The following is a 23626-nucleotide window of genomic DNA, read 5'->3' on the forward strand; positions in this document are numbered from 1 at the left end:
GACGAGTCCTGATCGACCCGTCGTGAGTTTGGATCGACCCGTCGTGAGTTTCGAGAACTGGCGACAGGTCAACCGGAACTGGCGACAGGTCGGTGAAGAAGGGTTTTCATGCCCGAAACAAAGCGAAACCCTCCAGTCAACATGGGCCGCATAACTTCCAGTCACAGGTTGTCAGGAAGGACTCCTCATGAGCACACGCAAGACACTTGTCGTCATCGGGCACGGCATGGTCGGTCACCGTTTCGTCCAGGCTGCCATCGAGCGGGGCCTCACCGAGCGGTTCGACCTCGTGGTGGTCGGCGAGGAGCCGCGTCCGGCGTACGACCGGGTGGCGCTCACCTCGTTCTTCGAGGTCGGCGCCGAGCAGCTCTCCTACCTGCCCTCCGGTGCGTACGACGACCCGCGGGTGCGGCTGGTGCTCGACACCCCCGTCACCGCGATCGATCGTGACGCGCAGACGGTGACCCTGGCCGACGGCGAGGTCGTGGACTACGACGTCGCCGTGCTGGCCACCGGTGCGGCGCCGTTCGTGCCGCCGGTGCCGGGCAAGGACCTCGGCAACGTCTTCGTCTACCGCACGATCGAGGACCTCGAGGCGATCCGCGAGGCATCGAAGACCGCGAAGTCCGGTGCCGTGATCGGCGGCGGGCTGCTCGGCCTCGAGGCCGCGAATGCCCTGCACCAGTTGGGGATCGAGGCCCACGTGGTCGAGATGGCGCCGCGCCTCATGGCGGTGCAGATCGACGATGCCGGTGGTGCCACTCTCAAGCGGCACATCGAGCAGCTCGGCCTCACCGTGCACACCGGCGTGATGACGGAGTTCATCGACGGCAACGATGACGGCCTGGTCAGCGGGCTCAAGTTCAAGGACGCCGACGAGCCGCTCCCGGTCGACCTGGTGGTCTTCTCCGCCGGCATCCGACCGCGGGACCAGCTGGCCCGCGACTGCGGCCTCGAGGTCGCCGAGCGTGGCGGCATCCTGGTCGACCCGCAGATGCGCACCAGCGATTCGTCGATCCTGGCCATCGGGGAGTGTGCGGCGCCCGGGGGGAAGATGTACGGCCTGGTCGCGCCGGGCTACCAGATGGCCGAGGTCGCGGTGGACGGCCTGCTCGAGGGACCGGGTGAGTTCACCGGTGCCGACATGTCCACCAAGCTCAAGCTGCTCGGTGTCGACGTGGCCAGCTTCGGTGACGCGTTCGCGGCCACCGAGGGTGCCCTCGAGCTGGTCTTCGCCGACGCCGTTGCCGGCGTCTACAAGAAGCTCGTCGTCTCCTCGGAAGGGGATCGGCTGCTCGGTGGCGTGCTGGTCGGCGATGCGTCGGCGTACGGCGTGCTGCGGCCGATGGTCTCCAGTGGCATGGCGCTGCCGGAGAACCCGGAGGAGCTGATCCTCCCGGCCGCGCGTGGGGGCGGGGCCGCGAAGCTGGGCATGCCCGACGAGGCCGTGGTCTGCTCCTGCAACAACATCACCAAGGGCTCCATCTGCGGCACCATCGACGCCGAGGGCTGCGCCGACCTGCCGTGCGTGAAGTCGTGCACGAAGGCCGGCACGGTGTGCGGCTCATGCGTGCCGATCGTGAAGAACCTGCTCGCCGAACGACTCGAGGCGGCCGGCAAGGCGGTCAGCAAGGGCATCTGTGAGCACTTCGACCTGACCCGCCAGGAACTCTTCGACGTCATCGCCGTCCACGGCTTCCAGCGCTTCGACGACATCGTCACCGCGCACGGCCGCGGTCGTGGCTGCGACATCTGCAAGCCGGCCGTCGCGTCGATCCTGGCCAGCCAGTTCAACGGCCACGTGCTCGACAAGACCACCGCCAACCTGCAGGACACCAACGACGCCTACCTCGCCAACATCCAGCGCAACGGCACCTACTCCGTCGTCCCGCGTATCCCCGGCGGCGAGATCACCGCCGACAAGCTGATCGTGATCGGTGAGGTGGCCCGCGACTTCGACCTCTACACGAAGATCACCGGTGGGCAGCGGATCGACCTGTTCGGCGCCCGCATGGAGCAGCTGCCACAGATCTGGAAGCGACTCGTCGACGCCGGGTTCGAGTCGGGCCACGCCTACGGCAAGTCGCTGCGCACCGTGAAGTCGTGCGTGGGCTCGACCTGGTGCCGCTTCGGCGTGCAGGACTCGGTGCAGATGGCGATCGACCTCGAGCTGCGCTACCGGGGGCTGCGCAGCCCGCACAAGCTGAAGGGCGGCGTCAGCGGCTGCGCCCGCGAGTGCGCCGAGGCCCGGGGCAAGGACTTCGGGGTCATCGCGACCGAGAAGGGCTGGAACCTCTACGTCTGCGGCAACGGGGGAGCGATCCCGGCGCACGCACAGCTGTTGGCCAGCGACCTGAGCTCCGAGGACCTGGTCCGCTACCTCGACCGGTTCCTCATGTACTACATCCGCACCGCCGATCGGCTGCAACGTACGTCGACCTGGCTCGGCACGATCGACGGTGGGCTCGAGCGGGTCCGTGAGATCGTGGTGGACGACGCCCTGGGTCTCGGCGCCGAACTGGAGGCGGAGATGGCACGGCACGTGGACTCCTACTTCGACGAGTGGAAGGAGACCATCGAGGACGAGGAGAAGATGTCCCGCTTCGTCTCCTTCGTCAACGCGCCGGGTGTTCCCGACCCGAACATCTCTTTCTCCACGACGCGCGGCCAGATCGTCCCGTCGCAGTCGGAGGAGCCGGTCTCGCTCGGCGCCACGATCCCCGTGGGCGCCCCGACCGGAGCGGGTGCGCTGTGACCTCGCGGGAGTGGGAGCCGATCTGCGACCTCGCCGCCCTCGAGGTGGAGCGCGGTGCGACGGCGCTGGTGCACGGGCAGGCGGTGGCGATCTTCCGCACCCATGACAACGAGGTCTTCGCGCTCGGCAACTACGACCCGTTCGCCAAGGCCAGCGTGCTGGCCCGCGGCATCGTCGGCACCCGCGGCGAGATCCCGTTCGTCGCCTCGCCGATGCACAAGCACGCCTTCGACCTGAGGACCGGCCGCTGCCTCGACGACGACCACGTCCAGGTGCCGTCGTACGACGTGCGCGTGGTTGCGGGCGTCGTACAGGTCGGGCCTCGCCTGGAGGTCGCATGACCGTCGACGGGCCGCTGGCCTCCTTCCGGATCGGCGTCACCGCCGCCCGGAAGGCCGAGGAGCAACGCACGCTCCTCGAGCGACGCGGTGCGCAGGTCGAGTGGGCGCCCGTGCTGTCGGTGGAGCCGAACAAGATCGACGCGGTGGCGCTGCGGGCAGCCACCGAGCAGGTGCTCACCGCCCCCGTCGACCTGTTCATCGCGACCACCGGCATCGGCCTGAAGTCGTGGTTCGCGGCGGCGGAGGAGTGGGGCCTGCTCGAGCCGCTCCTCGAGTCCCTCAACGGTGCGGAGATCCTGGCCCGCGGCCCGAAGTCGGTCGGCGCGCTGCGTCGTGCCGGGCTGCGCGAGCTGTGGGCGCCGGAGTCGGAGTGCTTCGAGGACGTGCTGGCCCACCTGCGTGGCCGCGACCTGACCGACCGGCGGATCGTCGTGCAGGAGCACGGCCAGTCGCTCTCGAACGTCGCGCACGCGCTTCGGCGTCAGGGGGCCACCGTCGACGTGGTCACGGTCTACCGCGTCGAGGGGCCTGCAGACCCGGCACCGGTCTTCCGCATGGTCGACCTGATCGCCGACCGCAAGCTCGACGCGGTCACCTTCACCGCGGCGCCGGCGGTGGCGTCCCTGATGGACGTCGCCGGCGCGATGGGCCGCCGCGACGAGGTGATCGCCGCGTTCCAGGCCGACGTCGTCGCCGTCTGTGTCGGCCCGGTGACCGCCGCCGCGTTCGAGATGTGGGGCGTGCCGACGGTCCAGCCGGACCGTGCCCGCACCGCCGCGATGGTGAAGCTGCTCGAGACCGAGCTGCCGGTACGCCGGGCAGGGCAGGCCTTCGACGTAGCGGGCCACGTGCTGTTGCTCCATGGTGACCAGGTGCTGCTCGACGGGGTGGCGGTGCACCTCTCGCCCTCTCCCTTCGCGGTGCTCCAGGCGCTGGCGGTCAATCCCGGTCACGTGGTCCCTCGCCGGGAGCTCCTGGCCGCCCTGCCGACGGGGCAGGCGGCCTCCGAGCACGCGGTCGAGATGGCCGTGGCCCGGTTGCGTGCCGCGCTCGGCACCCGCGTCGTACAGACAGTGGTGAAGCGGGGCTACCGATTGGCGACGCCATGACCGGCGCGGTCACCGCACTGCCGGACGCCGGCCCCGCCGCCGGGCCCTCGCTGGTCACCGTTGCGCACGGCACCAGGATGTCGGCCGGCAACCGGATCGCGGTGGCGATCACCGCCCAGGCCCGACGCCGGTTGGACGTCGCGGCCACCGCGTCCTACGTCGAGCTGTGCCAGCCGCACTTCGCCGACGTGATGACGAGCGCCCAGGGCCCCACGGTCGTCGTACCGCTGCTGCTCTCGTCCGGATTCCACACCCGCGTCGACCTGCCGGGGGCGGTGACCCGCTCGGCGTACCCGGTGCGGCTGGCCGGGCCTCTCGGCCCGCACCCGCTGCTGGCCGAGGTGATGGTGCGGCGGCTGCTGGGGGCCGGCGCCCGACCCGACGACCCGGTGGTGATGGCCGCCGCGGGCTCGAACGATCCTGCGGCGCTGGTCGACCTCGCCGAGATGACCCGGTTGCTGCGGCGTCGCTGGGACGGTCCGGTGCACCTGGCCACCGTCGGCGGTCGCGGCCGTCGGGTGCACGACACCGTCGTGGCCGCGCGCGCCGGGGGGCGGGTCGCCGTGGTGCCCTACCTGCTGGCGCCCGGACACTTCCTCGGACAGGTGCGCCGTCGGGCGGCCTCGGCCGGGGCGACCGTGGTGGCGGATGTGATCGGTGCCGACCCGCTGGTCGCCGAGCTCGTCGTACGCCGGTATCTCGCCTGCACCCGCGACCACACCCTCGCCGCCTGACCCCACGTTTGGTCAGACGATGAGGGCGGTGGCGATCGCGGCGACGCCCTCGCCGCGGCCGGTGAGGCCGAGGCCGTCGGTGGTGGTGGCCGAGATCGAGACGGGAGCGCCGACCACCTCGGAGAGCACCCGTTCGGCCTCGGTACGGCGGTCGCCCAGGCGTGGCCGGTTGCCGATCACCTGGATCGCCACGTTGCCGATCGTGAAGCCGGCCGCACGCACGCGTCGTACGGTCTCGGCCAGCAGCGCGCTGCCCGAGGAACCGGCCCACTCGGGCTCTGCGGTGCCGTAGTTCGTGCCGAGGTCGCCCAGTCCGGCGGCCGAGAGCAGTGCGTCGCAGGCGGCGTGCGCGGCGACGTCCGCGTCTGAGTGCCCCTCGAGCCCGGCCGGCTCGTCGGGCCAGGCCAGACCGGCCAGCATCATGGGTCGATCGACGGCAAAGCGGTGTACGTCGGTGCCGATGCCTGTGCGGGGGGTCGAAGTCACGAGATGATCATGCCTGAGACCATGGACGGCGTGACGACTCCCCGAGGTGCCTGGTCGGCTGCCGGCGCCGTGGCCGGTGTGGCCGGACTGGCGATCAGCCATGCGGCGACGATGGTGCTCACCCTGCGCTCCTCGCCCCTGGTCGCCGTGGCCGAGCTGATCATCCAGCACGTGCCGGGTGGTCTCGCCGAGCGGGCGATCAAGGTCCTCGGCAGCAACGACAAGCCGTTCCTCGTCGTGGTCATCTTCCTGATCATGATGCTCTTCGCGATGTGGGCCGGGCGCCTGGCCGAGCACTCGTGGTGGAAGCCGATCCTGGTCTGGGTGGGCATGGGCGCCGTCGGCCTGCTCGCCGTCCTCACCCGCTTCGACGCCACCGCGCTCGACTACCTGCCGGTGACCGCGGGTGTGGTCACGTGGATCGTCGCGTTGTCGTTCCTCACCGAACCACTGCACCACGTCGACGCGGAGCACGACACCCAGTCCGACGGCAAGTCGCGGCGCAGCTTCCTGATCCGCTCCGGAGTGCTCGGCGCGGCCGGCATCGGGGTGGGCATCTTCGGCCAGAACTTCGGCGCCAAGCGGCGTCACGTCGAGGAGACCAGGCGCCTGCTGAACCTTCCCGTGACCGACCCGAAGGCGCCGCGCGGGACGATGGTCGACGTCCCCGACATGCCGTCGTGGAAGACGCCGACCGGGGAGTTCTACAAGATCCACACCGCCGTCGTGGTGCCGACGATCGAGCCGCAGGACTGGTCGCTGCGCATCCACGGCAAGGTCGACCGCGAGATCACCCTGACCTACCAGGAGCTGGTCGACCGGCCGCTGATCCAGCGCTGGATCACCCTCAACTGCGTCTCGAACCCGGTCGGCGGACCGCTGATCGGCAACGCCTGGTGGTCCGGCGTGCTGCTCGCGGACCTGCTCGAGGAGGCCGGGGTGTCCGGCGACGCCGACGCGATCCTCCAGACCTCGCACGACGGCTGGACCTGTGGCACCCCGCTCGACATGGTCACCGATCGTCAGCGGCACGCGATGCTGGCGATCGCGATGAACGGCGAGCCGCTGCCGATCGACCACGGCTTCCCCGTGCGCACCCTGGTGCCGGGGCTGTACGGCTACGTCTCGGCCTGCAAGTGGGTGGTCGACATCGAGGTCACGAAGTTCGAGGACTTCGAGGCCTACTGGACCGACAAGGGCTGGTCCGAGAAGGGTCCGGTGAAGATCGCCTCCCGCATCGACGTGCCGGAGAACGGCGACGACGTCGAGACTGGCACCGTCAGGATCGGCGGGCACGCATGGGCGCAGCACACCGGTATCAGCGGCGTCGAGGTGGCGGTCAACGGCGGCGAGTGGACGCGGGTCGACATCGGCTCGAGTCCCAACACCGACACCTGGGTCCAGTGGATGACAGAGGTCGATCTCGAGGAGGGCGACCACACCGTGTTGGTGCGGGCCGTCGGCTCCGACGGGGAGACACAGACCGGGGTCGAGCGCGACACCCGGCCGGATGGTGCCACCGGTTGGCACCAGATTGAGATCAGCGCCTCATGACCTTCACCTCAGACGGAGTGGCCCTCGTCGTCGGCGGCAGCGGCGGGCTCGGTGCTGCGATCGCGCGGTTGCTCGCCGAGCGTGGCAGCAACGTCGCGGTCACCTTCCGCGCCAACGAGTCCGCCGGTACGACGACCGCGGCGTCCTGCCGCGAGTGGGGCGTGCGCTCCTCGGCGTACCGTCTCGACGTCGGCTCGTCGACCGACTGCGCCGACGTGGTGGCGAAGGTCGTCGAGGAGTACGGCGGCCTGCACACGCTGGTCCACGCGGCCGGACCGCACGTGCCGATCGTGCACCTGTCCCGCGTGGCACCCGACGACATGGCGCGACAGCTGGCCGACGACGCGGGCGGGTTCTTCAACGTCGTGCATCCCGCGCTGACCCACCTGCGGGCCGACGGCGGGTCGATCGTGGCGGTGACCACGGCGGCGACCGCCCGCTACCCGGTGCGCGACGGCCTCTCCGCCGGACCCAAGGGGGCGGTCGAGGCGCTGGTGCGCGGACTGGCCGCCGAGGAGGGCCGGTTCGGCGTGCGGGTCAACGCGGTCGGGCCGGGCATGCTCACCGACGGCATGGCGGCCCGCCTGATCACCTCCGGCGAGCTGTCCGAGGCCGCCCTCGACGTGACCCGCGACAACATCCCGCTGCGCCGTTTCGGCAATGCCCGCGACATCGCCGAGGCGGTCTGCTTCCTCGCCTCCGACGCCGCCGGCTTCATCTCGGGCCAGAAGCTGGACGTCGACGGCGGCTACACCGTCTGACCTCCTGCCTCGGAAATCGTCAGGGGGGTGGCCGGACCTCTAGGATTGCCCGGGTGAGCCTCAAGTTCTATGACACAGCGACCCGCGAAGTGCGTGACTTCGTGCCCCTCGAGGAGGGGAAGGTCGGCATCTACCTGTGTGGGCTCACGGTGCAGTCGGAGCCGCACGTCGGGCACATCCGCTCGGGCGTGAACTTCGACGTGCTGCAGCGGTGGCTGCGTGCCTCTGGTTACGAGGTCACGTTCATCCGCAACACCACCGACATCGACGACAAGATCCTGATCAAGGCCGCCGAGCAGGGTCGCCCCTGGTACAACCTCGCCTACGAGATGGCGCGCGAGCTGTCGAAGGCGTACGCCGCCCTCAACGTGGCCCCGCCGACGTACGAACCCGCGGCCACCGGTCACATCCCCGAGATGGTCGAGCTGATCTCCGAGCTGATCACCCGCGGCCACGCCTACGCGGCCGAAGACGGCTCGGGCGACGTCTACTTCGACGTCCGCTCCTGGCCGTCGTACGGCGAGCTCTCGGGGCAGCGCATCGACGACATGGAGGCGGCCGCCGACGCCGACCCGCGCGGCAAGCGCGACCCCCGTGACTTCGCCCTGTGGAAGGGGTGGAAGAAAGAGACCGAGCCCGAGACCGCTGCCTGGCCGAGCCCCTGGGGTCCGGGACGTCCGGGTTGGCACATCGAGTGCTCGGCGATGGCCGGCAAGTACCTCGGCACCGCCTTCGACATCCACGGCGGCGGCCTCGACCTGCGCTTCCCGCACCACGAGAACGAGCAGGCGCAGTCCCGCGCTGCCGGGCACCCGTTCGCGTCGTACTGGCTGCACAACGCCTGGATCACCACCTCCGGCGAGAAGATGAGCAAGTCGCTCGGCAACTCGCTGCTGGTGCCCAACGTGCTCGAGCGGGTGCGGCCCATCGAGCTGCGGTTCTACATGGTCTCCGCGCACTACCGCTCGCACGTCGAGTTCAGCTTCGAGGCGCTCGAGGAGGCCGCCGTCGGCTTCCGTCGCATCGAGAACTTCCTGGCCCGCGCGGCGGCCGAGGTCGGCGAGGTGCCGACCGTTGGGTTGCTCTGCGCCGACTTCGTCAACGCCATGGACGACGACCTCGGTACGCCGGCCGCGGTCGCCGCGATCCACGACGTCGTGCGCGAGGGCAACAAGCTGATCGGCACCGGCGACACTGACGCCTTGCGGGGCAATGCGGCGTCGGTGCGCGCCATGCTCGACGTGCTCGGCCTGGACCCCCAGGACCCGTCGTTCGCGACCGGCTCGACCGGCGAGACCGACAAGCTGAGCGCCGCCGTCGACGTACTCATCAACACCCTGCTGGAACAACGCAACGAGGCGCGCGCGGCCAAGGACTACGCCACCGCCGACGCCATCCGCGACCGCATCAAGGCGGCCGGCATCGAGATCGAGGACACGCCCAGCGGTCCGAAGTGGTCTCTCGAGACAGACACGAGCAACTGAAGTGGAGCACAACTGACATGCCCGGGAACTCCCAGCGTCGAGGCGCCATCAAGAAGACGGGCAAGGGCAACCCCACTGCCGGCTCCGGCGGTCGCGTCAAGCGCGGCCTCGAGGGCAAGGGCCCCACGCCTAAGGCGAAGGACCGCCCGAACCACAAGGTCTACAAGAAGATCAACAAGGTCGACAAGTCGGCTGCCGCGCGCCCGAAGCGCCGCACCGCCAAGGGCGGCGACTCCGAGTGGGTGGCCGGCCGCAACTCCGTGGTCGAGGCGCTTCGCGCGCACATGCCGGTGACCGCGCTGTACGTCGTCGAGGGCACCGAGCGCGACGCCCGGCTGCGTGAGGCGTTCGCGCTGGCGGCCGACGGCGGCGTCTCGCTGCTCGAGGTCTCGCGCGGCGAGATGGACCGCCTCACCAGCGGCGCCGTCCACCAGGGCCTCGCCGCGCGCGTCCCTGCCTACGAGTACGCCGACGCGGACGAACTGATCGACTTCGCGGCGGCGAACGACGAGAAGCCGCTGATCGTGGTCCTCGACTCGGTCACCGACCCGCGCAACCTCGGCGCGATCGTGCGCTCGGCCTCCGGGTTCGGTGCGCACGGCGTGGTCATCCCCGAGCGTCGGGCCGCCGGCATGACGGCATCGGCCTGGAAGACCTCCGCCGGTGCGGCGGCCCGCCTGCCGGTCGCGCAGACGGTCAACCTGGTGCGCCAGCTGAAGGCCTACCAGGACGCCGGCTGCATGGTGATCGGCCTCGCTGCCGACGGTGACCTGTCGCTGACCGACCTCGACAAGCCCGAGGTGGACCTCTCGAAGAACCCGCTGGTCGTGGTGGTCGGCTCCGAGGGCAAGGGACTGGGCCGACTGGTCGCCGAGACCTGCGACCACCTCGTCTCGATCCCGATGGCCACCGGCCTCGAGTCGCTCAACGCCGGCGTCGCCGCCTCGATCACGCTCTACGCGATCGCTCAGGCCCGCCAGGCCTGAGGGGTTCGCCTGCGTGGGCCTTGCCGGGTCGTTAGGGTCGAAGGCATGGCTGTCGGGAAACGGAACGTGCTGCGTGCGGGCGGCTACGTGCTGGCCTGGCTGCTGCTCGCCGTGCCCTCGGCGCTGGCGATCTTCCTGAGCTCCAGCACCACAGTCACGGTGGCCAGCCACGACGCGACGGTCAGCCCGAGCCTGGGGCAGTACGTCACGATCCGCACCGGGCCGTTCCTGCCCGACGTGCGCCGTGACTCCGGCGGCCCGATCGGCGTGGACATCGTGCTCGGCAAGACCGAGGCCGACTCCACCGAGATGCTGGTCGAGCGCTACGCGTTCATCGCCAGCCAGCCCCAGTCGCAGGTCGCGATCGTGGAACGCGCGGTCACCCGGCTGGTCTGGGACGCCGCAGCGCGCGGCGCCGTCCTCGCCGTGTTTCCCCTGCTGTTGTGGGCGTTGATCGGCAGGCAGCGCCGCACCGAGATCTTCGGTCGTACGCCGAAGCACCTGATCGTGGCGACACTGGCCACCGGCACCACGATCGCGGCCGTGGTGGTGCTGGTCATCAAGCCCTGGCAGACCGACGAGACGAAGGTCGTCGACCAGTCCCAGTGGCAGAGCCTCCAGTCCTACCTGCCGGAGTTCGACGTACCGGCCGAGGCCCGCGACATCGAGGTGCAGGGCACCCTGGCCGCCAGCGGCACCAAGCGGCTGGTGCTCAGCGCGGTCGACACCTACCGCATGAGCCGGGAGTTCTACGACGCCGCGCGCGACAAGGCCGAGACGCTCGAGCTGCGCAGGCCCGGCGAGGACGAGTCCGTGGCGGTGATCGTCTCCGACCGACACGACAACATCGGCATGGACCAGGTGGCTCGTGCCATCGCCGACCGGGCCGACGCGAGCGCGGTGCTCAACGCGGGTGACGACACGTCGACCGGATCGGAGTGGGAGGCCTTCTCCCTGGACTCCCTCGACGACGCGTTCAAGGACTACGACGGCCGGTTCTCCGTGCAGGGCAACCACGACCACGGCACGTTCGTGCAGGGCTACCTCGACGACCTCGGCTGGCAGACCGCGAGCGGCAGCGTGCTCGAGGGACCGGGTGGTGGGCGTCTCCTGGCCTACAACGACCCGCGCTCCAGCGGGCTGGGCACCTGGCGCGACCAGCCGGGGATCAGCATCGACGAGCTTGCGGTCAACATCGCGGACCGGGCCTGTGAGGCGGGCCAGCGCATCAACACCCTGCTGGTGCACGACATCGACATGGGCACGGTCGCCCTCGAGCGCGGCTGCGTCGACCTCGTCATCTCCGGCCACGTGCACGTGCAGGTCGGACCCGACCTGGTCAAGGGCTCCAACGGCGAGTCCGGCTACAACTACACGAACGGCACCACCGGCGGTGCGGCGTACGCCGTGGCCGTGGGCAGCAAGCTGCGCCGTCCGGCCGAGGTCACGTTGGTGACCTACCGCGACGGCCGCCCGGTCGGCCTCCAGCCGGTGACCCTGCAGACCAACGGCGTCTTCGACGTCGGCGACTACCTCCCGCTCACCTACCGGAGTGAGGACACGCGCCAGGTGGGTGCGAACGGCTCAGGTGGGTCCGGCGGCGGGCAGGACCGGGCGCTTCGGTAGCTCGACGGCGATGTAGTCGCGGGCGGTGTCGAAGATGTCCACCTCGTGGCCGGCCGCCTCGGAGAGGAACCACCGGTGGACGAGGATCTCGTGGAAGATCTCCGCCGGCTCGAGACGGCCACGCAGCTCCGGCGGCACCATCGCCTTGATCGGCTCGTAGACCCGCACGAGCCACTGGTTGGCCACGATCTCCGGGTTCTCGCCGGCCAGCCCGAGGTGCGCGGTGTAGGCGGCCAGGTCGTTGAGCAGTCGCCGGGCCTGGTTCTCCTCGACGCTCAGGCCGGTCAGCCCCTGCAGCTCCCGGGCGTGGTGGCCGAGCTCGACGACCTTCGGCTGCAGCCGGTAGCAGTCGCCCTCGGGTGCGGCGACCATCTCGATCTCGTCGACGTCGAAGCCGAGCTCGTTGAGTCGCTCGATGCGCTGCTCGACCCGCCACATCTCGTCGCGGCCGAACTCCTCCGCGCGGGTCAGCTCGGCCCACAGGAGGTCGTAGCGCTCACGCAGCAGCGCGATCACCTCGGCCGGGTCGACGGAGTCCTTCAGGTCGCCGCTGGCGGTGAGGTCGAGCAGTTCGGCGTACACGTTCTCGCAGCCGACCTCGACGTCGTGCTCGCGCATCGCGTCGGACAGGGTCGCCTTCAGCTCGCCGGTCTCGGCGTCGACGAGGTACGCCGAGAACTCGCCGGCGTTGCGACGGAACAGCACGTTCGAGAGCGACACGTCGCCCCAGTAGAAGTGGGTCAGGTGCAGCCGCACCAACAGGACCACCATCGCGTCGATGATCGCCGGGAGCTCTGCTGCGCCCAGCCCGTTGGAGAACAGCCAGCGGTAGGGCAGCGAGTAGCGCAGGTGCCGGGTCACCAGCACCGACGGCAGCGGGCGGTCCTGGTTGTCGGTGCGGCCGGAGATCACGCACTGCGGCTCGACGCACGGCAGTCGCTTGGCGCCGAGCTCCCGGAGCATGCGGTACTCCCGGTTGGCGATCTCCTCCTCGGTCTCCTTGGCGACATACGTGTTGCCGCCCGGACCCGTGGTGATGATGCGCACGACGTGGCGCGAGAGCCCGCGCGGGAGCGGCACCAGGTGCACCTCGTCCCAGTCGGCCAGGGGCTGCGACCAGGGCAGGGGCAACAGCGCAGGATCGGGTCGAGTCGCCACCACGCGCAACGCCATCTGCCCATCGTGGCGGCTCGCCCGCGGGGGCACAAGGTGGTGGTTCCGACACCCGTCCCCGCGACCACCGAACGCCGGGAGGGCGGTCAGAGGGAGATGACCAACGCCCCGGGGCCGTCGGCGGAGGCGACGACGAGGTGCTGGTCCTGTTGGTCGAGGGTGGCCGACCCCGTGGCGAGCAGCACGGAAGAGGCGCGCAGTCCCGTGATCGTGAGCGCCGGTCCCGCGGAGCGGCGTACGACGACCAGCACGTCGCCGTCGGGGTGCTCCCGCACGAACGCCAGCACGTCGTCCTCGACGTGGACCCAGCGCAGGCCACCACGGCGCAGTGCGACGTGCTCCCGACGCAACCGTGAGAGCGCGGAGTAGACGGCCAGGGTGTCGCGGTCCCAGGACTCGGGACGGTGCCACGGCATGGTGCGGCGGGAGTCCTCGCCGAGCACGCCCTCGAGGCCGATCTCGTCGCCGGCGAAGACCATCGGCACCCCGGGCAGGGTGAACTGCAGGGTCGCGGCGACCTGGTGACGCGCGGCCGACCCCGTCACCGTGCGGATCCGCGCGCTGTCGTGGGAGCCGAGGATGTTCCACGACGACGAGAACGTGCGCCAGCCGTAGCGGGCCAGCCACATCCGCATCGAGGCGACGACCTGCGCGCCGGTGCGGGTCGGCACCGGCACGGGAGTGCCGAACGAGCGTGCCGCCGTGTCGTCCGCGCGCAGCCACTCCCACACCGGCCAGGAGAAGCCGGAGTAGTTCATCGTGCCGTGCCACCCGTCGCCGGGCACGTCCTCCGACCCGTCGTGGTTGTGCTCGCCGAGCACCAGCGCATCGTCGCGGATGGCAGTCGCCGTGCGGCGTACGGCGCGAGCCACCTCGTGGTTCAGGTCGACCTCGCGCAGCCGCCCGGTCATGTTGGCGACGTCGATGCGCCACCCGTCCAGGTCGTACGGCGGCAGCAGCCAGCGCCCCACGACCGAGTCGGGCCCTTCGGTGAACGCAGCCCGCAGGGCCGGATCGCCGTGGTTGAGCTTGGGCAGCGTGTGGTGACCCATCCAGGTGGCGTAGCTGCCGTCGGGTTCGAAGCAGTACCAGCTGCGGTGCGGGTCCTGCTCATTGCCGGCCGCCGAGGTGAACCACTCGTGGGTGTCGCCGGTGTGGTTCGTGGTCAGGTCACCGAGGATCCGCCAACCGCGTTCGTGCACCGCGTCGGACAGTCGCACGTAGGCCTCGTCGCCGCCGAGCAGCGGGTCGACCGACTCGAACGTGGAGGCGTTGTAGCGGTGGTTGGACTCACCGGGGAAGACCGGCGTCGTGTAGACGATGTCGGCACCGACCTCGGCGACGTGGTCGAGGTGGTCGGTGATGCCGTCGAGGTCACCGCCGAAGAACTGCAGGGGAGTGCGGGGGTCGCTGCCCTCGAAGACGACGGTGTCGTCCCACCCGGCCGGCGTGGCCCAGGTCGGGGTCTCGCGTTCGTCGGCCGCGCGCGACCGGGCGAAGCGGTCGGGGAAGACCTGGTAGACGACGCCGTCGCGGGACCAGTCGGGCGCCGGGTCGTGGGAGGACAGCTTGAAGTCGAAGGCGTCGGGGACGTCGTGGTCGAAGACCCCGGCCCCGGTCAGCCAGCGTTGGGTGCGGTCAGCGTGCACGAGCAGGAAGCGGTAGTTCATCACCGGGTTGTGCAGGGGGAGTTTCGCCTGCCACCACTGGTGATTGTCGTCCTCGGTCGCTGCGGCGCGCAGGAAGATCGGCTCTGCGTCGGTCGTCGTACGCACCCAGACCTCGGTGATCGCGTCATCGCGGTGGGTCCGGCAGCGGATGCCGACCAGGTCGCCGGGGGCGGGGGACTCGTCGTCGACGTAGAGGGGTGACCCGTCGTGGTGGGGCTCGCGCAGGAGATCCATGGCTCCAGTGTGGCGGGTCGGGCTCACCGCGGCCTGCTGGGCTCCAGGAACACGGCGCCCGGGCCGCGCGGGGCGACGATGTCGTGCGGATTGCTGAGCGCGCAGGTCTTCAGGCTCAGGCAGCCGCAGCCGATGCAGCCGTCGAGCCGGTCGCGGAGCCGCTCGATGCGCTCGATCTGCTCGTCGAGACGGTCCCTCCAACGCTTGCTCAGCCGGGCCCAGTCGGCCTTGGTCGGCGTACGGTTCTCGGGCAGCGTGGCGAGTGCCTCCCCGATCTCCTCGAGGCTGAGCCCGACGGTCTGGGCGCTGCGGATGAACGCCAGCCGGCGCAGGGTCGACTGCGGGTAGCGGCGCTGGTTGCCCGTCGTGCGCACGGACTGCACGAGGCCGCGCGACTCGTAGAACCTGATCGCCGAGGTGGCCACCCCGGCGCGTTCGGAGAGATGCCCGATCGTCCACTGCTTCATGGTGGCTCCAGACTTCAAGTGACCTTCAACTTGTTGTCCATGGTGCCACGGTCGTGGTGGAGCCGCGTGAGAGAATCGAACTCTCGACATTCGCTTTACAAGAGCGATGCTCTGCCATCTGAGCTAACGCGGCGTGCGCCGTCGTGCAGCGCGGCAGGAAGTCTATCTGCTGGTCCGGTGCGTCGTCGCCCAGACCCGGCCGCAGACCCGGCCGCACACCCGGTCGCCCGGCACCGATGAGTTCCGGGCTCTTCGCGGGTCTCACCTGAAAACCACCAGGAGGACACATGCACGATCTCGGAAACGCCACGAGCGCGATGGCGGCCGTCGTCGCCGGAATCCGCGACGACCAGCTCGCCGTACGCACCCCGTGCCCGGCGTACGCGCTCGGTGACCTGCTCGAACACGTCGACGGCCTGAGCCTCGCCTTCGCCATGGCTGCCCGCAAGGAGCTGCCAACCTCGGCCGGCGCGCCGCCCGCGGGCGACGTCAGCAGGCTGGCCCCGGACTGGCGCACCCGCGTGCCGGAGCAGCTCGAGGCGCTGGCCGCGGCCTGGCGGGAGCCCGACGCCTGGACCGGACAGACCGCGGCCGGTGGCGTCGAGCTGGACGGCGAGACGGCCGGACTGGTCGCCACCAACGAGGTGGTCGTGCACGGCTGGGACCTGGCCCGGGCCTCCGGGCAGGAGTTCCCCATCGACGACGAGAGCGTGGCGCGGGCCCGGGCGTTCGTGGCGATGTTCAGCGGACCCGGCACGGAGGGGATGCGCGGTGACGCGTTCGGCCCCGAGGTGGCGCCGCCCGCCGATGCCTCGCCATTGGAGGAACTGGTCGCGATGAGCGGTCGGGACCCGCGCTGGCAGCCCTGAGCGACGTTCCCCGCCGGTGGGCTCCGGCACGCCGGCAGACGGGCCTACGATGGCGGGCATGGCCACACCGCTGCGTCACAAGATCGTGAACAACTCCGCCTCCTACCTGCGCCCCGGCGAGCAGGTGCAGGCGGTCCTGGCCGGGCAGACCATCACCGGGTGGTGGGCCCTGCTCACCTACCTGTTCTTCTTCTGGCTGCGCTACCGCGCGGTCCTGGTGACCGACCAGCGCATCCTCGTCCTCGACACCGGCAGGTGGTCGATGACCAAGCCGAAGGGTGTGGTCGCGGAGCTGCCGCGCAACGTGATCATCGGGCCGGCCAGTGGCCTGTGGTGGAAGTGCCTGACGCTCGGCGAGAAGCTCTACGTGCACAAGCGCTTCCACAAGGACGTCCTCGCCGCCGACACGGCGCTGATGGAGTCGGGCGTCCCGCCGCAGCAGATCCCGCTCGGCGGCCACGCGCAGTCGCAGGGGCAGCAGTCGCAGGGGCAGCAGTTCCCGGGGCAGGACCAGTGGCAGGCGCCGGGGCAGCACTCCGCGCCCCAGGGTCAGCAGTGGCCGGCGCCGCAGGAGCAGTACGCCGCACCGCAGGACCAGTGGCCGGCTCCGCAGCAGCAGTGGCCCGCGCCGGGCCCGCAGGGCGCACCGCAGGACCAGTGGCAGCAGTGGCCCCCCGCCCCCGGGCAGCAGCAGTGGCCGGCTCCGCAGCAGGCGCCCGAGCCGCCGGCCCCGAAGAAGGCCGACCCCTGGCAGTCGGGAGAGCTCGACGAGCCCGACTTCGACAACCGCACCCGGATCCGCCCGCGCCCGGAGGAGTGAGCCCGGACTGAGCCGTCCGGCGCTCCGAACCCTGCCGCGTCCGGCGGACCGTGGAACATGCAGTTCGGTCGCTGAGGCGCGGCTCTCACGCTCAAGGACGGACGTGGAAGCCCGAACTGCATGTCGGACGGTCCGCGTGAGCCCCGTGGGCGACTAGTCCAGGGTGTCGAGGGCGGCCTGCGACTGGCGCTCGGCCGCTTCGGCGAGCTCGCCGGCCGACTGGTCGGTGCCGTCGTACGCCGAGGCCGCGGTCGTCGTACCGTCCAGGGCGGCGCGGAGCAGCTCGGTGAACGCCGTGGCGAAGTCGTCGCCGGACAGTTCCTCCAGGCCGTGGATGTCGTCCTCGGTCGGCGTGCCCTCGAGGTCGGGGGCGTCCGCCTCGATGCCGTGGTCGACCCCGTGGTCGCGCACGGTCACGGGCACGTCGGCGCCCCACTCGGCCAGCAGGTCGGCCGAGGTCTCGATGCGCGCCGTGGCGTCGGCGCGGACCGTCTCGACCGCCGTCGAGGTGGTCGTGGGCAAGGTCTGGCCGAGGGAGGCGTCGAGCAGGTTGAGCAGCGCCGCGTCGCGGTGCATCAGCTCGGTCGCGAAGGCGGCGCGGTCGGCGCTGCCTTCCTTGGCGTCGGAGTCGTCGGACGAGCAGCCGAACAGCAGGAACGCCAGCAGGCCGGTGACGAGCAGGCGGAACCTCATCGCACCCGACGTACGTCGAACTGCGAGGCAGGGTTGGCGATCGACTCCTGGCCGAGCACGATCTGGAGCTCGCGTTCACCGGAGTCGATCGTCGCCTGGAGCACGCCGAGCACCGACGACGCCGTGGCGCCCAGGGCGTACGCCGGGTCGCCGGTCGTGCGCAGGTGGGCGGTGAACAGGGCGGCGGTGAGGTCGCCGGACCCGTTGGCCTTCAACGGGAGCCGCGGCGTCTGCACGATCCACGCCCCGTCGTCGGTGACCGCCAGCATCTCGAGGGTGTCGGCGGGCGCGTCGGGCTGCTCGACGCTGGTCACCAGCACGGTCGAGGGGCCCATCGCGCGGGCCAGGTCGACAGAGGCGAGGGTCTCGTCCAGGGAGAGTGGCGAGGTGTCGGTGAGGAAGCCGAGCTCGAACTGGTTGGGCGTGATCAGGTCGGCCGCGGGCACCACGCGGTCGCGCAGCAGCGGCGGGATCGCCGGGTTCACGAAGCAGCCGCTCTTCGCGTTGCCCATCACCGGGTCGCACGCGTAGATCGCGGCGGGGTTGGCCTTCTTGACCCGGGCGACGGCGTCGAGGATCACGTCGCCAATCTCCTCGCCGCCCTGGTAGCCGGACAGCACCACGTCGACCTGGTCGAGCACGCCGCGTTCCTCGATGCCGGTGATGACCTCGCGCACGTCGTCCGCGGCGAGCATCGGCCCACGCCAGGCGCCGTACCCGGTGTGGTTGGAGAAGTGCACGGTGAACACCGGCCACACCTCGTGGCCGAGGCGCTGCAGCGGGAAGACGGCGGCGGAGTTGCCGACGTGGCCGTAGGCGACCGAGGACTGGATGGAGAGGATCTTCACCGGCACATCCTCCCATCCGGATTGGCGTACTCAAGGTACGGAAACCCCTTCCCGGCGAAACTAGAACTTGTTACAGTCGGCTGTCCGGCGAGATCGAACACATGAGGGTGGAGAACGATGGCCAAGCAGGGGAGCGTCAACGAGGCCGAGTACGTCGTGGTGGGCGCCGGGAGTGCCGGATGCGCCGTGGCGGGTCGGCTCGCCGACGCCGGGCACAGCGTCGTACTCCTCGAAGCCGGCGGCTCCGACAAGTCGATGATGTTCCGCAAGCCCGGCATGATCACGATGATCCATGCCGAGCCGAAGCTGAAGGCGAAGTTCGACTGGGGCTACTACAACGCCCCGCAGGAGCACCTCAACAACCGCAGGATCCCGGCCACCCGCGGCAAGCTGATGGGCGGCTCGAGTTCGGTCAACGGGATGATCTTCGTGCGCGGCAACCGGGCCGACTTCGACTCCTGGGCCGACGAGGGCAACAAGGGCTGGTCGTACGACGACGTGCTCGAGACCTACAAGAAGCTGGAGAACTGGGAGGGCGGCGCCGACGACTACCGCGGCACCGGCGGACCGGTCCAGGTGATCGAGAACCACGACATCACCGACGCGGCGAAGTCGTTCGTGCAGGCCGGCGAGGCTGCCCTCGGGGTGGCCAGCACGCCCGACTACAACGGCGCCGAGCAGTCCGGCATGCACGTCATCCAGGAGTCGACCCGCGACGGCGTCCGCTACTCCGCGTCCCGCGCCTACGTCACCGACAACGCCTCGCCCGGCCTCTCCGTACAGACCGGCGCGACCGTGGCACGTGTGGTGATCGAGGCCGGCCGGGCCACCGGCGTCGAGGTGATCGAAGGCACCTCTCGCCGCACGATCAGGGCCACCAAGGAGGTCATCGTCAGCGCCGGAGCCTTCGGATCGCCGCAGATCCTGCAGCTCTCCGGCATCGGCCACGCCGACCACCTCGCCGGCTTCGGCATCCAGGTGCACGCCGACCTTCCGGTGGGTGACAACCTGCACGACCACCTGTTCGTGCCGACCACCTGGCACGTCACGAACTCGCCGCACAAGGGCAACGCCTTCTACTTCGGCAAGGGCATCCTCAAGGACCGGCTCAAGCCCGGCCGGACCTTCATGGCCCACTCGGTCTTCGAGTCCGGCGCGTTCGTGAGCACGTCGCTGGCCGAGGGCGGACCCGACATGCAGCTGCTGGCCCTGCCGTGGTCCTACCCGGCGCCCAACCAGGACGCCCCGGTCCGGATGAAGCCCGACCAGCGCACGTCGTGGAGTGCGTTCTCGACGCTGATCCAGCCGAAGTCGCGCGGCACCCTGCGGCTGGCCAGCGCCGACCCGACCGTCGCGCCGATCATCGACCCGCAGTTCCTCGCCGAGCCCGACGACCTCAAGGTGCTGGTCGAGGGGCTCGAGATGATCCGCGAGATCATGCACCACCCGTCGATCGCCGCCACCGTGAAGGGCGAGTACGAACCCGGACCGGCGTACGACGGCCAGAGGCTGGTCGACGAGGTGCTGAACCGGGCCACGACGGTCTACCACCCGGTCGGCTCGTGCCGCATGGGCGTCGACGACCGTGCCGTGGTCGACCCCGAGCTCAAGGTGGTCGGCATCGAGGGCCTGCGCGTCGCCGACGCCTCGATCATGCCGACCATCATCCGCGGCAACACGAACGCACCGTCGATCATGATCGGCGAGAAGGCCGCCGAACTCATCCTCCAGGGAGCCTGACGCCATGAACCGACCTGTCTCCGTCACCGATGCCTTCCTCCAGCAGCTCGTCTCGCGAGTGCCCTCGACCTCGGGCGGCACGTGGAAGCTGACCGAGGTCTACACCGGCGAGGTGCTGGTCGAGCTGCCCCAGTCGACGCCCGACGACATCACGGCGGCCTTCGAGGCCTCTCGCCGCGCGCAGGCGGAGTGGTCGCAGTGGCCGTTGAAGAAGCGGCTGAAGGTCTTCAAGAGGTTCCACTCGCTGGTGCTGTCGCGCAACGAGACGATCGTCGACCTGATCCAGGTCGAGAGCGGCAAGGCCCGACGGATGGCGTTCGAGGAGACCCTCGACATCCCGATGGTGGCCGGCTACTACCTCAAGCGCGCGGCCAGGCTGCTGGCGCCGAAGAAGCATGCCGGCCCGGTGCCCGTGGTGTCGTCCTCCCTCGAGGTGCGCCAGCCCAAGGGCGTCGTCGGCATCATCGCGCCGTGGAACTTCCCCTTCGCCACCGGCATCTCCGACGCCATCCCGGCCCTGATCGCCGGCAACGGCGTGGTGGTCAAGCCCGACAACAAGACCGCGCTCTCGCCGCTGTACGGCGTGCAGCTGCTCGAGGAGGCCGGGCTGCCGCGCGGTCTCTTCCAGGTGGTGTGCGGCGAAGGTCCCGACGTCGGGCCGACATTGATCGACAACGCCAACTACGTGATGTTCACCGGCTCCACGGCCACCGGCCGGGTGATCGGCGAGCGGGCCGGGCGCAACCTGATCGGCTGCTGCCTCGAGCTCGGCGGCAAGAACCCGATGATCGTGCTGCCCGACGCCAACCTCGACGACGTGGTCAAGGGTGCCCTGTTCGGTGCGTTCGGGAACACCGGCCAGATCTGCATGCACATCGAGCGGATGTACGTCCACGACTCGATCTACGACGACTTCAGGTCACGGTTCGTCGCGGCCACGGAGAAGCTGCGGGTGCGGGCGACGTACGACTTCGAGGCGGAGGTGGGCTCGCTGGTCTCGGTCGACCACAAGAACCGCGTCGCCTCGCACGTCGAGGATGCCGTCGCCAAGGGCGCCGTCGTGGTGACCGGTGGGCGCGAGCTGCCCGAGGTGGGGCCGGCGTTCTACGCGCCGACGATCCTCGAGGGCGTCACCAAGGACATGCTGGCCGGCGTCGGCGAGACGTTCGGGCCGGTCGTGGCGCTGCACCGCTACTCGTCGGAGAACGAGGCGATCGCGCTGGCCAACGACACCGACTACGGGCTGAACGCCTCGGTGTGGGGCGGCGACATCGACCACGCGACCAGCGTCGGCCGGCGGATCCACTCGGGCAACGTCAACATCAACGACATCCTCGCCACGGCGTACGCCTCGAAGGGCACGCCGTCCGGCGGCGTGAAGCAGTCGGGCGTCGGCGCGCGTCACGGCGACCAGGGCCTGCTGAAGTACACCGACGTCCAGAACGTCGGCATCCTGCGCAAGCAGGTGATGGGCGCGCCCGACGGCATCCCGTTCGAGAAGAACGTCGAGCAGCAGATCAAGGGCCTGGCCATCATGCGCAAGCTCCGCATCCGCTGATACGAGCCTGCAATTGTTGATGCGCGAACCGGCAGTTGTTGCGTCGCGAACCGGCGATTCTTGATGCGCGAACCGGCAGTTGTTGTTGCGGTCAGGCCATCTGGAACGAGCGCTTCGACAGGCCCATCCAGTAGCCGTCGATCCTCTTGTCCCGCGGGTCGTCGGCATTGCGCGAGGCGCCGAGCGAGATGAACAGCGGGATGTAGTGCTCGACGGTCGGGTGCGCGTAGGGCATGCCCGGCGCCTTCGTCTTGTACGCCGCCAGCTCGTCGATGTCACCACGTGAGAGGGCCTCGGCGGCCCAGAGGTCGAAGTCCTTGGACCATCCCGGTGCGGCGGCCTCGATCGACCAGTCCTTGAGGAACGGCAGCCCGTGGGTCAGGAATCCGGAGCCGATGATCAGCACGCCCTCGTCCCTCAAGGGGCGCAGGCGCTCGCCGAGCTTGAGCAGCTTGTAGGGGTCCTCGGTCGGCAGCGACATCTGCAGGACCGGGATGTCGGCGTCGGGGTACATGATCTTCAGCGGCACCCACGCGCCGTGGTCGAGCCCGCGGCTGCGGTGCTGGTGCACGGGCTCACCCTGCGGCATCATCGCCGCGACGCGCTTCGCGAGTGCGCTCGCGTCGGGCGTCGCATAGGTCATCTGGTAGTACTTCGGCGCGAAGCCTCCGAAGTCGTAGACGAGCGGCACGTTCGACGCGGAGAGGCTGACCGGCGCGGACTCCCAGTGGGCACTCACGATCAGGATCGCCTTGGGGCGCGGCAGGTCGCGCGCCCAGGACGCGAGCTCGCCCGCCCAGACCGGGTCGTCGAGGAGCGGGGGAGCGCCGTGGCCGATGTAGAGCGCCGGCATCGTCATCGTGGAGTCCATGTCTCTCACAATAGTTTAACCTTCAACTTTATTCCACCCCTCTTTCTGGACAGTCCCCAACGTCTGGCACCTCTCCCTGCTCGAATCGGGTGTCAAACGTGGGGGGCCATCTCGGTAGGGTCGGGAGGCATGAGCGTGTTGCCGGGGTTGGTCGAGAAGGGGCTCGTCGCCGAGGACTGGGCCGCTGCCCTGGCGTCGGTCGACGACCAGATCGCCTCGATGGGGCGGTTCCTACGGGAGGAGCTGGCGGCCGGGCGTCCCTATCTTCCGCACGGCGATCACGTGCTCCGCGCGTTCCAGCGCCCGCTCGCCGACGTACGCGTGCTGGTCGTCGGCCAGGACCCCTATCCCACGCCCGGCCATCCGATCGGGCTGAGCTTCGCGGTGGCGCCCGACGTACGACCGATCCCGCGCAGCCTGACCAACATCTATCAGGAGCTGCACACCGACCTCGGCCTCGAACCTGCCGCCCACGGAGACCTGACCGCGTGGTCCGACCAGGGCGTCATGCTGCTGAACCGGGTGCTGACCGTGCGCCCCGGCGAGGCCGCGTCGCACCGCGGGCGGGGCTGGGAAGCGGTCACCGAGTGCGCGATCCAGGCGGTCGTACGCCGGGGAGGGCCGCTCGCCGCGATCCTGTGGGGCCGTGACGCGCAGTCGCTGAAGCCGATGCTGGGCGCCGTGCCGTGGGTGGAGTCCGCTCACCCGTCGCCCCTGTCGGCGCACCGCGGTTTCTTCGGGTCGCGGCCGTTCAGCCGGGTGAACCGGATGCTGGAGGAGCAAGGTGGCCGGGCGGTGGACTGGAGGTTGCCGCAGGTCGCTGCGGCGATGTGACTGGTTCGTAACG

At 70.2% G+C, this 23626-nt stretch carries 21 protein-coding genes and 1 tRNA gene; 14 read left to right on the forward strand and 8 right to left on the reverse strand.

The window, feature by feature from the left end; translation table 11 throughout:
- The first annotated feature begins 187 nt into the window (after nt 1–187).
- From nirB to ASD30_RS18755, 4 genes are read left to right on the forward strand one after another with little or no spacing between them, the layout of a single operon-like run.
- Nucleotides 188–2755, forward strand: coding sequence for a nitrite reductase large subunit NirB (gene nirB, locus ASD30_RS18740; protein WP_056685354.1), 2568 nt, complete (start codon nt 188–190; stop codon nt 2753–2755).
- The gene (gene nirD / locus ASD30_RS18745; protein WP_056685357.1) at nt 2752–3096 is read left to right on the forward strand and encodes a nitrite reductase small subunit NirD; all 345 of its coding nucleotides are present in this window, start codon (nt 2752–2754) and stop codon (nt 3094–3096) included. Before nirB ends, nirD begins: the two co-directional genes overlap by 4 nt.
- Entirely contained in the window at nt 3093–4205 is a 1113-nt protein-coding gene (locus tag ASD30_RS18750) for a uroporphyrinogen-III synthase (RefSeq protein ID WP_056685361.1), read from the forward strand. Before nirD ends, ASD30_RS18750 begins: the two co-directional genes overlap by 4 nt.
- Complete coding sequence (locus ASD30_RS18755; protein ID WP_056685364.1) at nt 4202–4939, forward strand: sirohydrochlorin chelatase; 738 nt, start codon at nt 4202–4204, stop codon at nt 4937–4939. Before ASD30_RS18750 ends, ASD30_RS18755 begins: the two co-directional genes overlap by 4 nt.
- 12 nt (nt 4940–4951) lie before the next feature.
- On the opposite strand, the gene ispF is transcribed toward ASD30_RS18755, so the two are convergent.
- Nucleotides 4952–5425 (reverse strand): 2-C-methyl-D-erythritol 2,4-cyclodiphosphate synthase, encoded by a 474-nt coding sequence (ispF, locus tag ASD30_RS18760; RefSeq protein ID WP_235529955.1) that lies wholly within the window; start codon nt 5423–5425, stop codon nt 4952–4954.
- A 9-nt stretch (nt 5426–5434) separates the two neighbouring features.
- Here ispF and ASD30_RS18765 point away from each other — a divergent pair, with 9 nt between their 5' ends.
- Genes ASD30_RS18765 through ASD30_RS18785 form a run of 5 tightly spaced genes read left to right on the forward strand, consistent with a single transcriptional unit; the run spans nt 5435 to nt 11836 of the window.
- A complete protein-coding gene (locus ASD30_RS18765; protein ID WP_235532631.1) occupies nt 5435–6979 on the forward strand; it encodes a molybdopterin-dependent oxidoreductase in 1545 nt (514 codons plus the stop codon).
- Nucleotides 6976–7740, forward strand: a complete 765-nt coding sequence (locus ASD30_RS18770) for an SDR family NAD(P)-dependent oxidoreductase (RefSeq protein ID WP_056685367.1) — start codon at nt 6976–6978, stop codon at nt 7738–7740. The genes ASD30_RS18765 and ASD30_RS18770 overlap by 4 nt, the downstream gene beginning before the upstream one ends.
- 53 nt (nt 7741–7793) lie before the next feature.
- A complete protein-coding gene (gene cysS, locus ASD30_RS18775; RefSeq protein WP_056685370.1) occupies nt 7794–9224 on the forward strand; it encodes a cysteine--tRNA ligase in 1431 nt (476 codons plus the stop codon).
- Nucleotides 9225–9241: 17 nt separating this feature from the next.
- Nucleotides 9242–10210, forward strand: a complete 969-nt coding sequence (gene rlmB, locus ASD30_RS18780) for a 23S rRNA (guanosine(2251)-2'-O)-methyltransferase RlmB (RefSeq protein WP_056685373.1) — start codon at nt 9242–9244, stop codon at nt 10208–10210.
- Nucleotides 10211–10255: 45 nt separating this feature from the next.
- On the forward strand, nt 10256–11836 hold the full coding sequence (locus tag ASD30_RS18785) for a metallophosphoesterase (RefSeq protein ID WP_056685375.1): 1581 nt from the start codon (nt 10256–10258) through the stop codon (nt 11834–11836).
- Here the strand turns inward: ASD30_RS18785 and ASD30_RS18790 are convergent.
- From ASD30_RS18790 to ASD30_RS18805, 4 genes are all read right to left on the reverse strand, one after another.
- Nucleotides 11795–13009: a DUF4032 domain-containing protein gene (locus ASD30_RS18790; RefSeq protein WP_056685378.1), complete on the reverse strand. Its 1215-nt coding sequence runs from the start codon at nt 13007–13009 to the stop codon at nt 11795–11797. The genes ASD30_RS18785 and ASD30_RS18790 overlap by 42 nt on opposite strands.
- 86 nt (nt 13010–13095) lie before the next feature.
- Nucleotides 13096–14913 carry a glycoside hydrolase family 13 protein gene (locus ASD30_RS18795; RefSeq protein WP_082563997.1) on the reverse strand — a complete coding sequence of 606 codons (1818 nt, stop codon included), beginning with the start codon at nt 14911–14913 and terminating at the stop codon, nt 13096–13098.
- 23 nt (nt 14914–14936) lie between these two features.
- The gene (gene soxR / locus ASD30_RS18800; RefSeq protein ID WP_056685381.1) at nt 14937–15380 is read right to left on the reverse strand and encodes a redox-sensitive transcriptional activator SoxR; all 444 of its coding nucleotides are present in this window, start codon (nt 15378–15380) and stop codon (nt 14937–14939) included.
- A 57-nt stretch (nt 15381–15437) separates the two neighbouring features.
- Nucleotides 15438–15513: transfer RNA gene (locus tag ASD30_RS18805), tRNA-Thr, on the reverse strand.
- A gap of 154 nt (nt 15514–15667) precedes the next feature.
- Between ASD30_RS18805 and ASD30_RS18810 the strand changes: the two genes are divergently transcribed.
- Nucleotides 15668–16249: a TIGR03086 family metal-binding protein gene (locus tag ASD30_RS18810; RefSeq protein ID WP_056685383.1), complete on the forward strand. Its 582-nt coding sequence runs from the start codon at nt 15668–15670 to the stop codon at nt 16247–16249.
- A gap of 58 nt (nt 16250–16307) precedes the next feature.
- Nucleotides 16308–17069, forward strand: coding sequence for a hypothetical protein (locus tag ASD30_RS27260; protein ID WP_200949847.1), 762 nt, complete (start codon nt 16308–16310; stop codon nt 17067–17069).
- A 153-nt stretch (nt 17070–17222) separates the two neighbouring features.
- On the opposite strand, the gene ASD30_RS18820 is transcribed toward ASD30_RS27260, so the two are convergent.
- Together ASD30_RS18820 and pdxY are read right to left on the reverse strand one after the other, a co-directional pair.
- Nucleotides 17223–17762: a DUF305 domain-containing protein gene (locus ASD30_RS18820; protein ID WP_056685386.1), complete on the reverse strand. Its 540-nt coding sequence runs from the start codon at nt 17760–17762 to the stop codon at nt 17223–17225.
- Complete coding sequence (gene pdxY / locus ASD30_RS18825; RefSeq protein ID WP_056685389.1) at nt 17759–18610, reverse strand: pyridoxal kinase PdxY; 852 nt, start codon at nt 18608–18610, stop codon at nt 17759–17761. The genes ASD30_RS18820 and pdxY overlap by 4 nt, the downstream gene beginning before the upstream one ends.
- A 117-nt stretch (nt 18611–18727) precedes the next feature.
- Between pdxY and ASD30_RS18830 the strand changes: the two genes are divergently transcribed.
- Both ASD30_RS18830 and ASD30_RS18835 read left to right on the forward strand, forming a co-directional pair.
- Nucleotides 18728–20350: a GMC family oxidoreductase gene (locus ASD30_RS18830; protein ID WP_056685391.1), complete on the forward strand. Its 1623-nt coding sequence runs from the start codon at nt 18728–18730 to the stop codon at nt 20348–20350.
- A 4-nt stretch (nt 20351–20354) separates the two neighbouring features.
- Nucleotides 20355–21908, forward strand: a complete 1554-nt coding sequence (locus ASD30_RS18835) for a succinic semialdehyde dehydrogenase (protein WP_056685394.1) — start codon at nt 20355–20357, stop codon at nt 21906–21908.
- A 91-nt stretch (nt 21909–21999) separates the two neighbouring features.
- On the opposite strand, the gene ASD30_RS18840 is transcribed toward ASD30_RS18835, so the two are convergent.
- The gene (locus tag ASD30_RS18840; protein WP_056685396.1) at nt 22000–22779 is read right to left on the reverse strand and encodes a dioxygenase family protein; all 780 of its coding nucleotides are present in this window, start codon (nt 22777–22779) and stop codon (nt 22000–22002) included.
- A gap of 129 nt (nt 22780–22908) precedes the next feature.
- On the opposite strand from ASD30_RS18840, the gene ASD30_RS18845 reads away from it, so the two are divergent.
- Nucleotides 22909–23613, forward strand: coding sequence for a uracil-DNA glycosylase (locus tag ASD30_RS18845; RefSeq protein ID WP_056685399.1), 705 nt, complete (start codon nt 22909–22911; stop codon nt 23611–23613).
- The last annotated feature ends 13 nt before the right edge of the window (nt 23614–23626 follow it).

Origin of the sequence: Nocardioides sp. Root140, from assembly GCF_001426745.1 — a bacterium.
In the GTDB taxonomy this organism is placed as follows: domain Bacteria; phylum Actinomycetota; class Actinomycetes; order Propionibacteriales; family Nocardioidaceae; genus Nocardioides.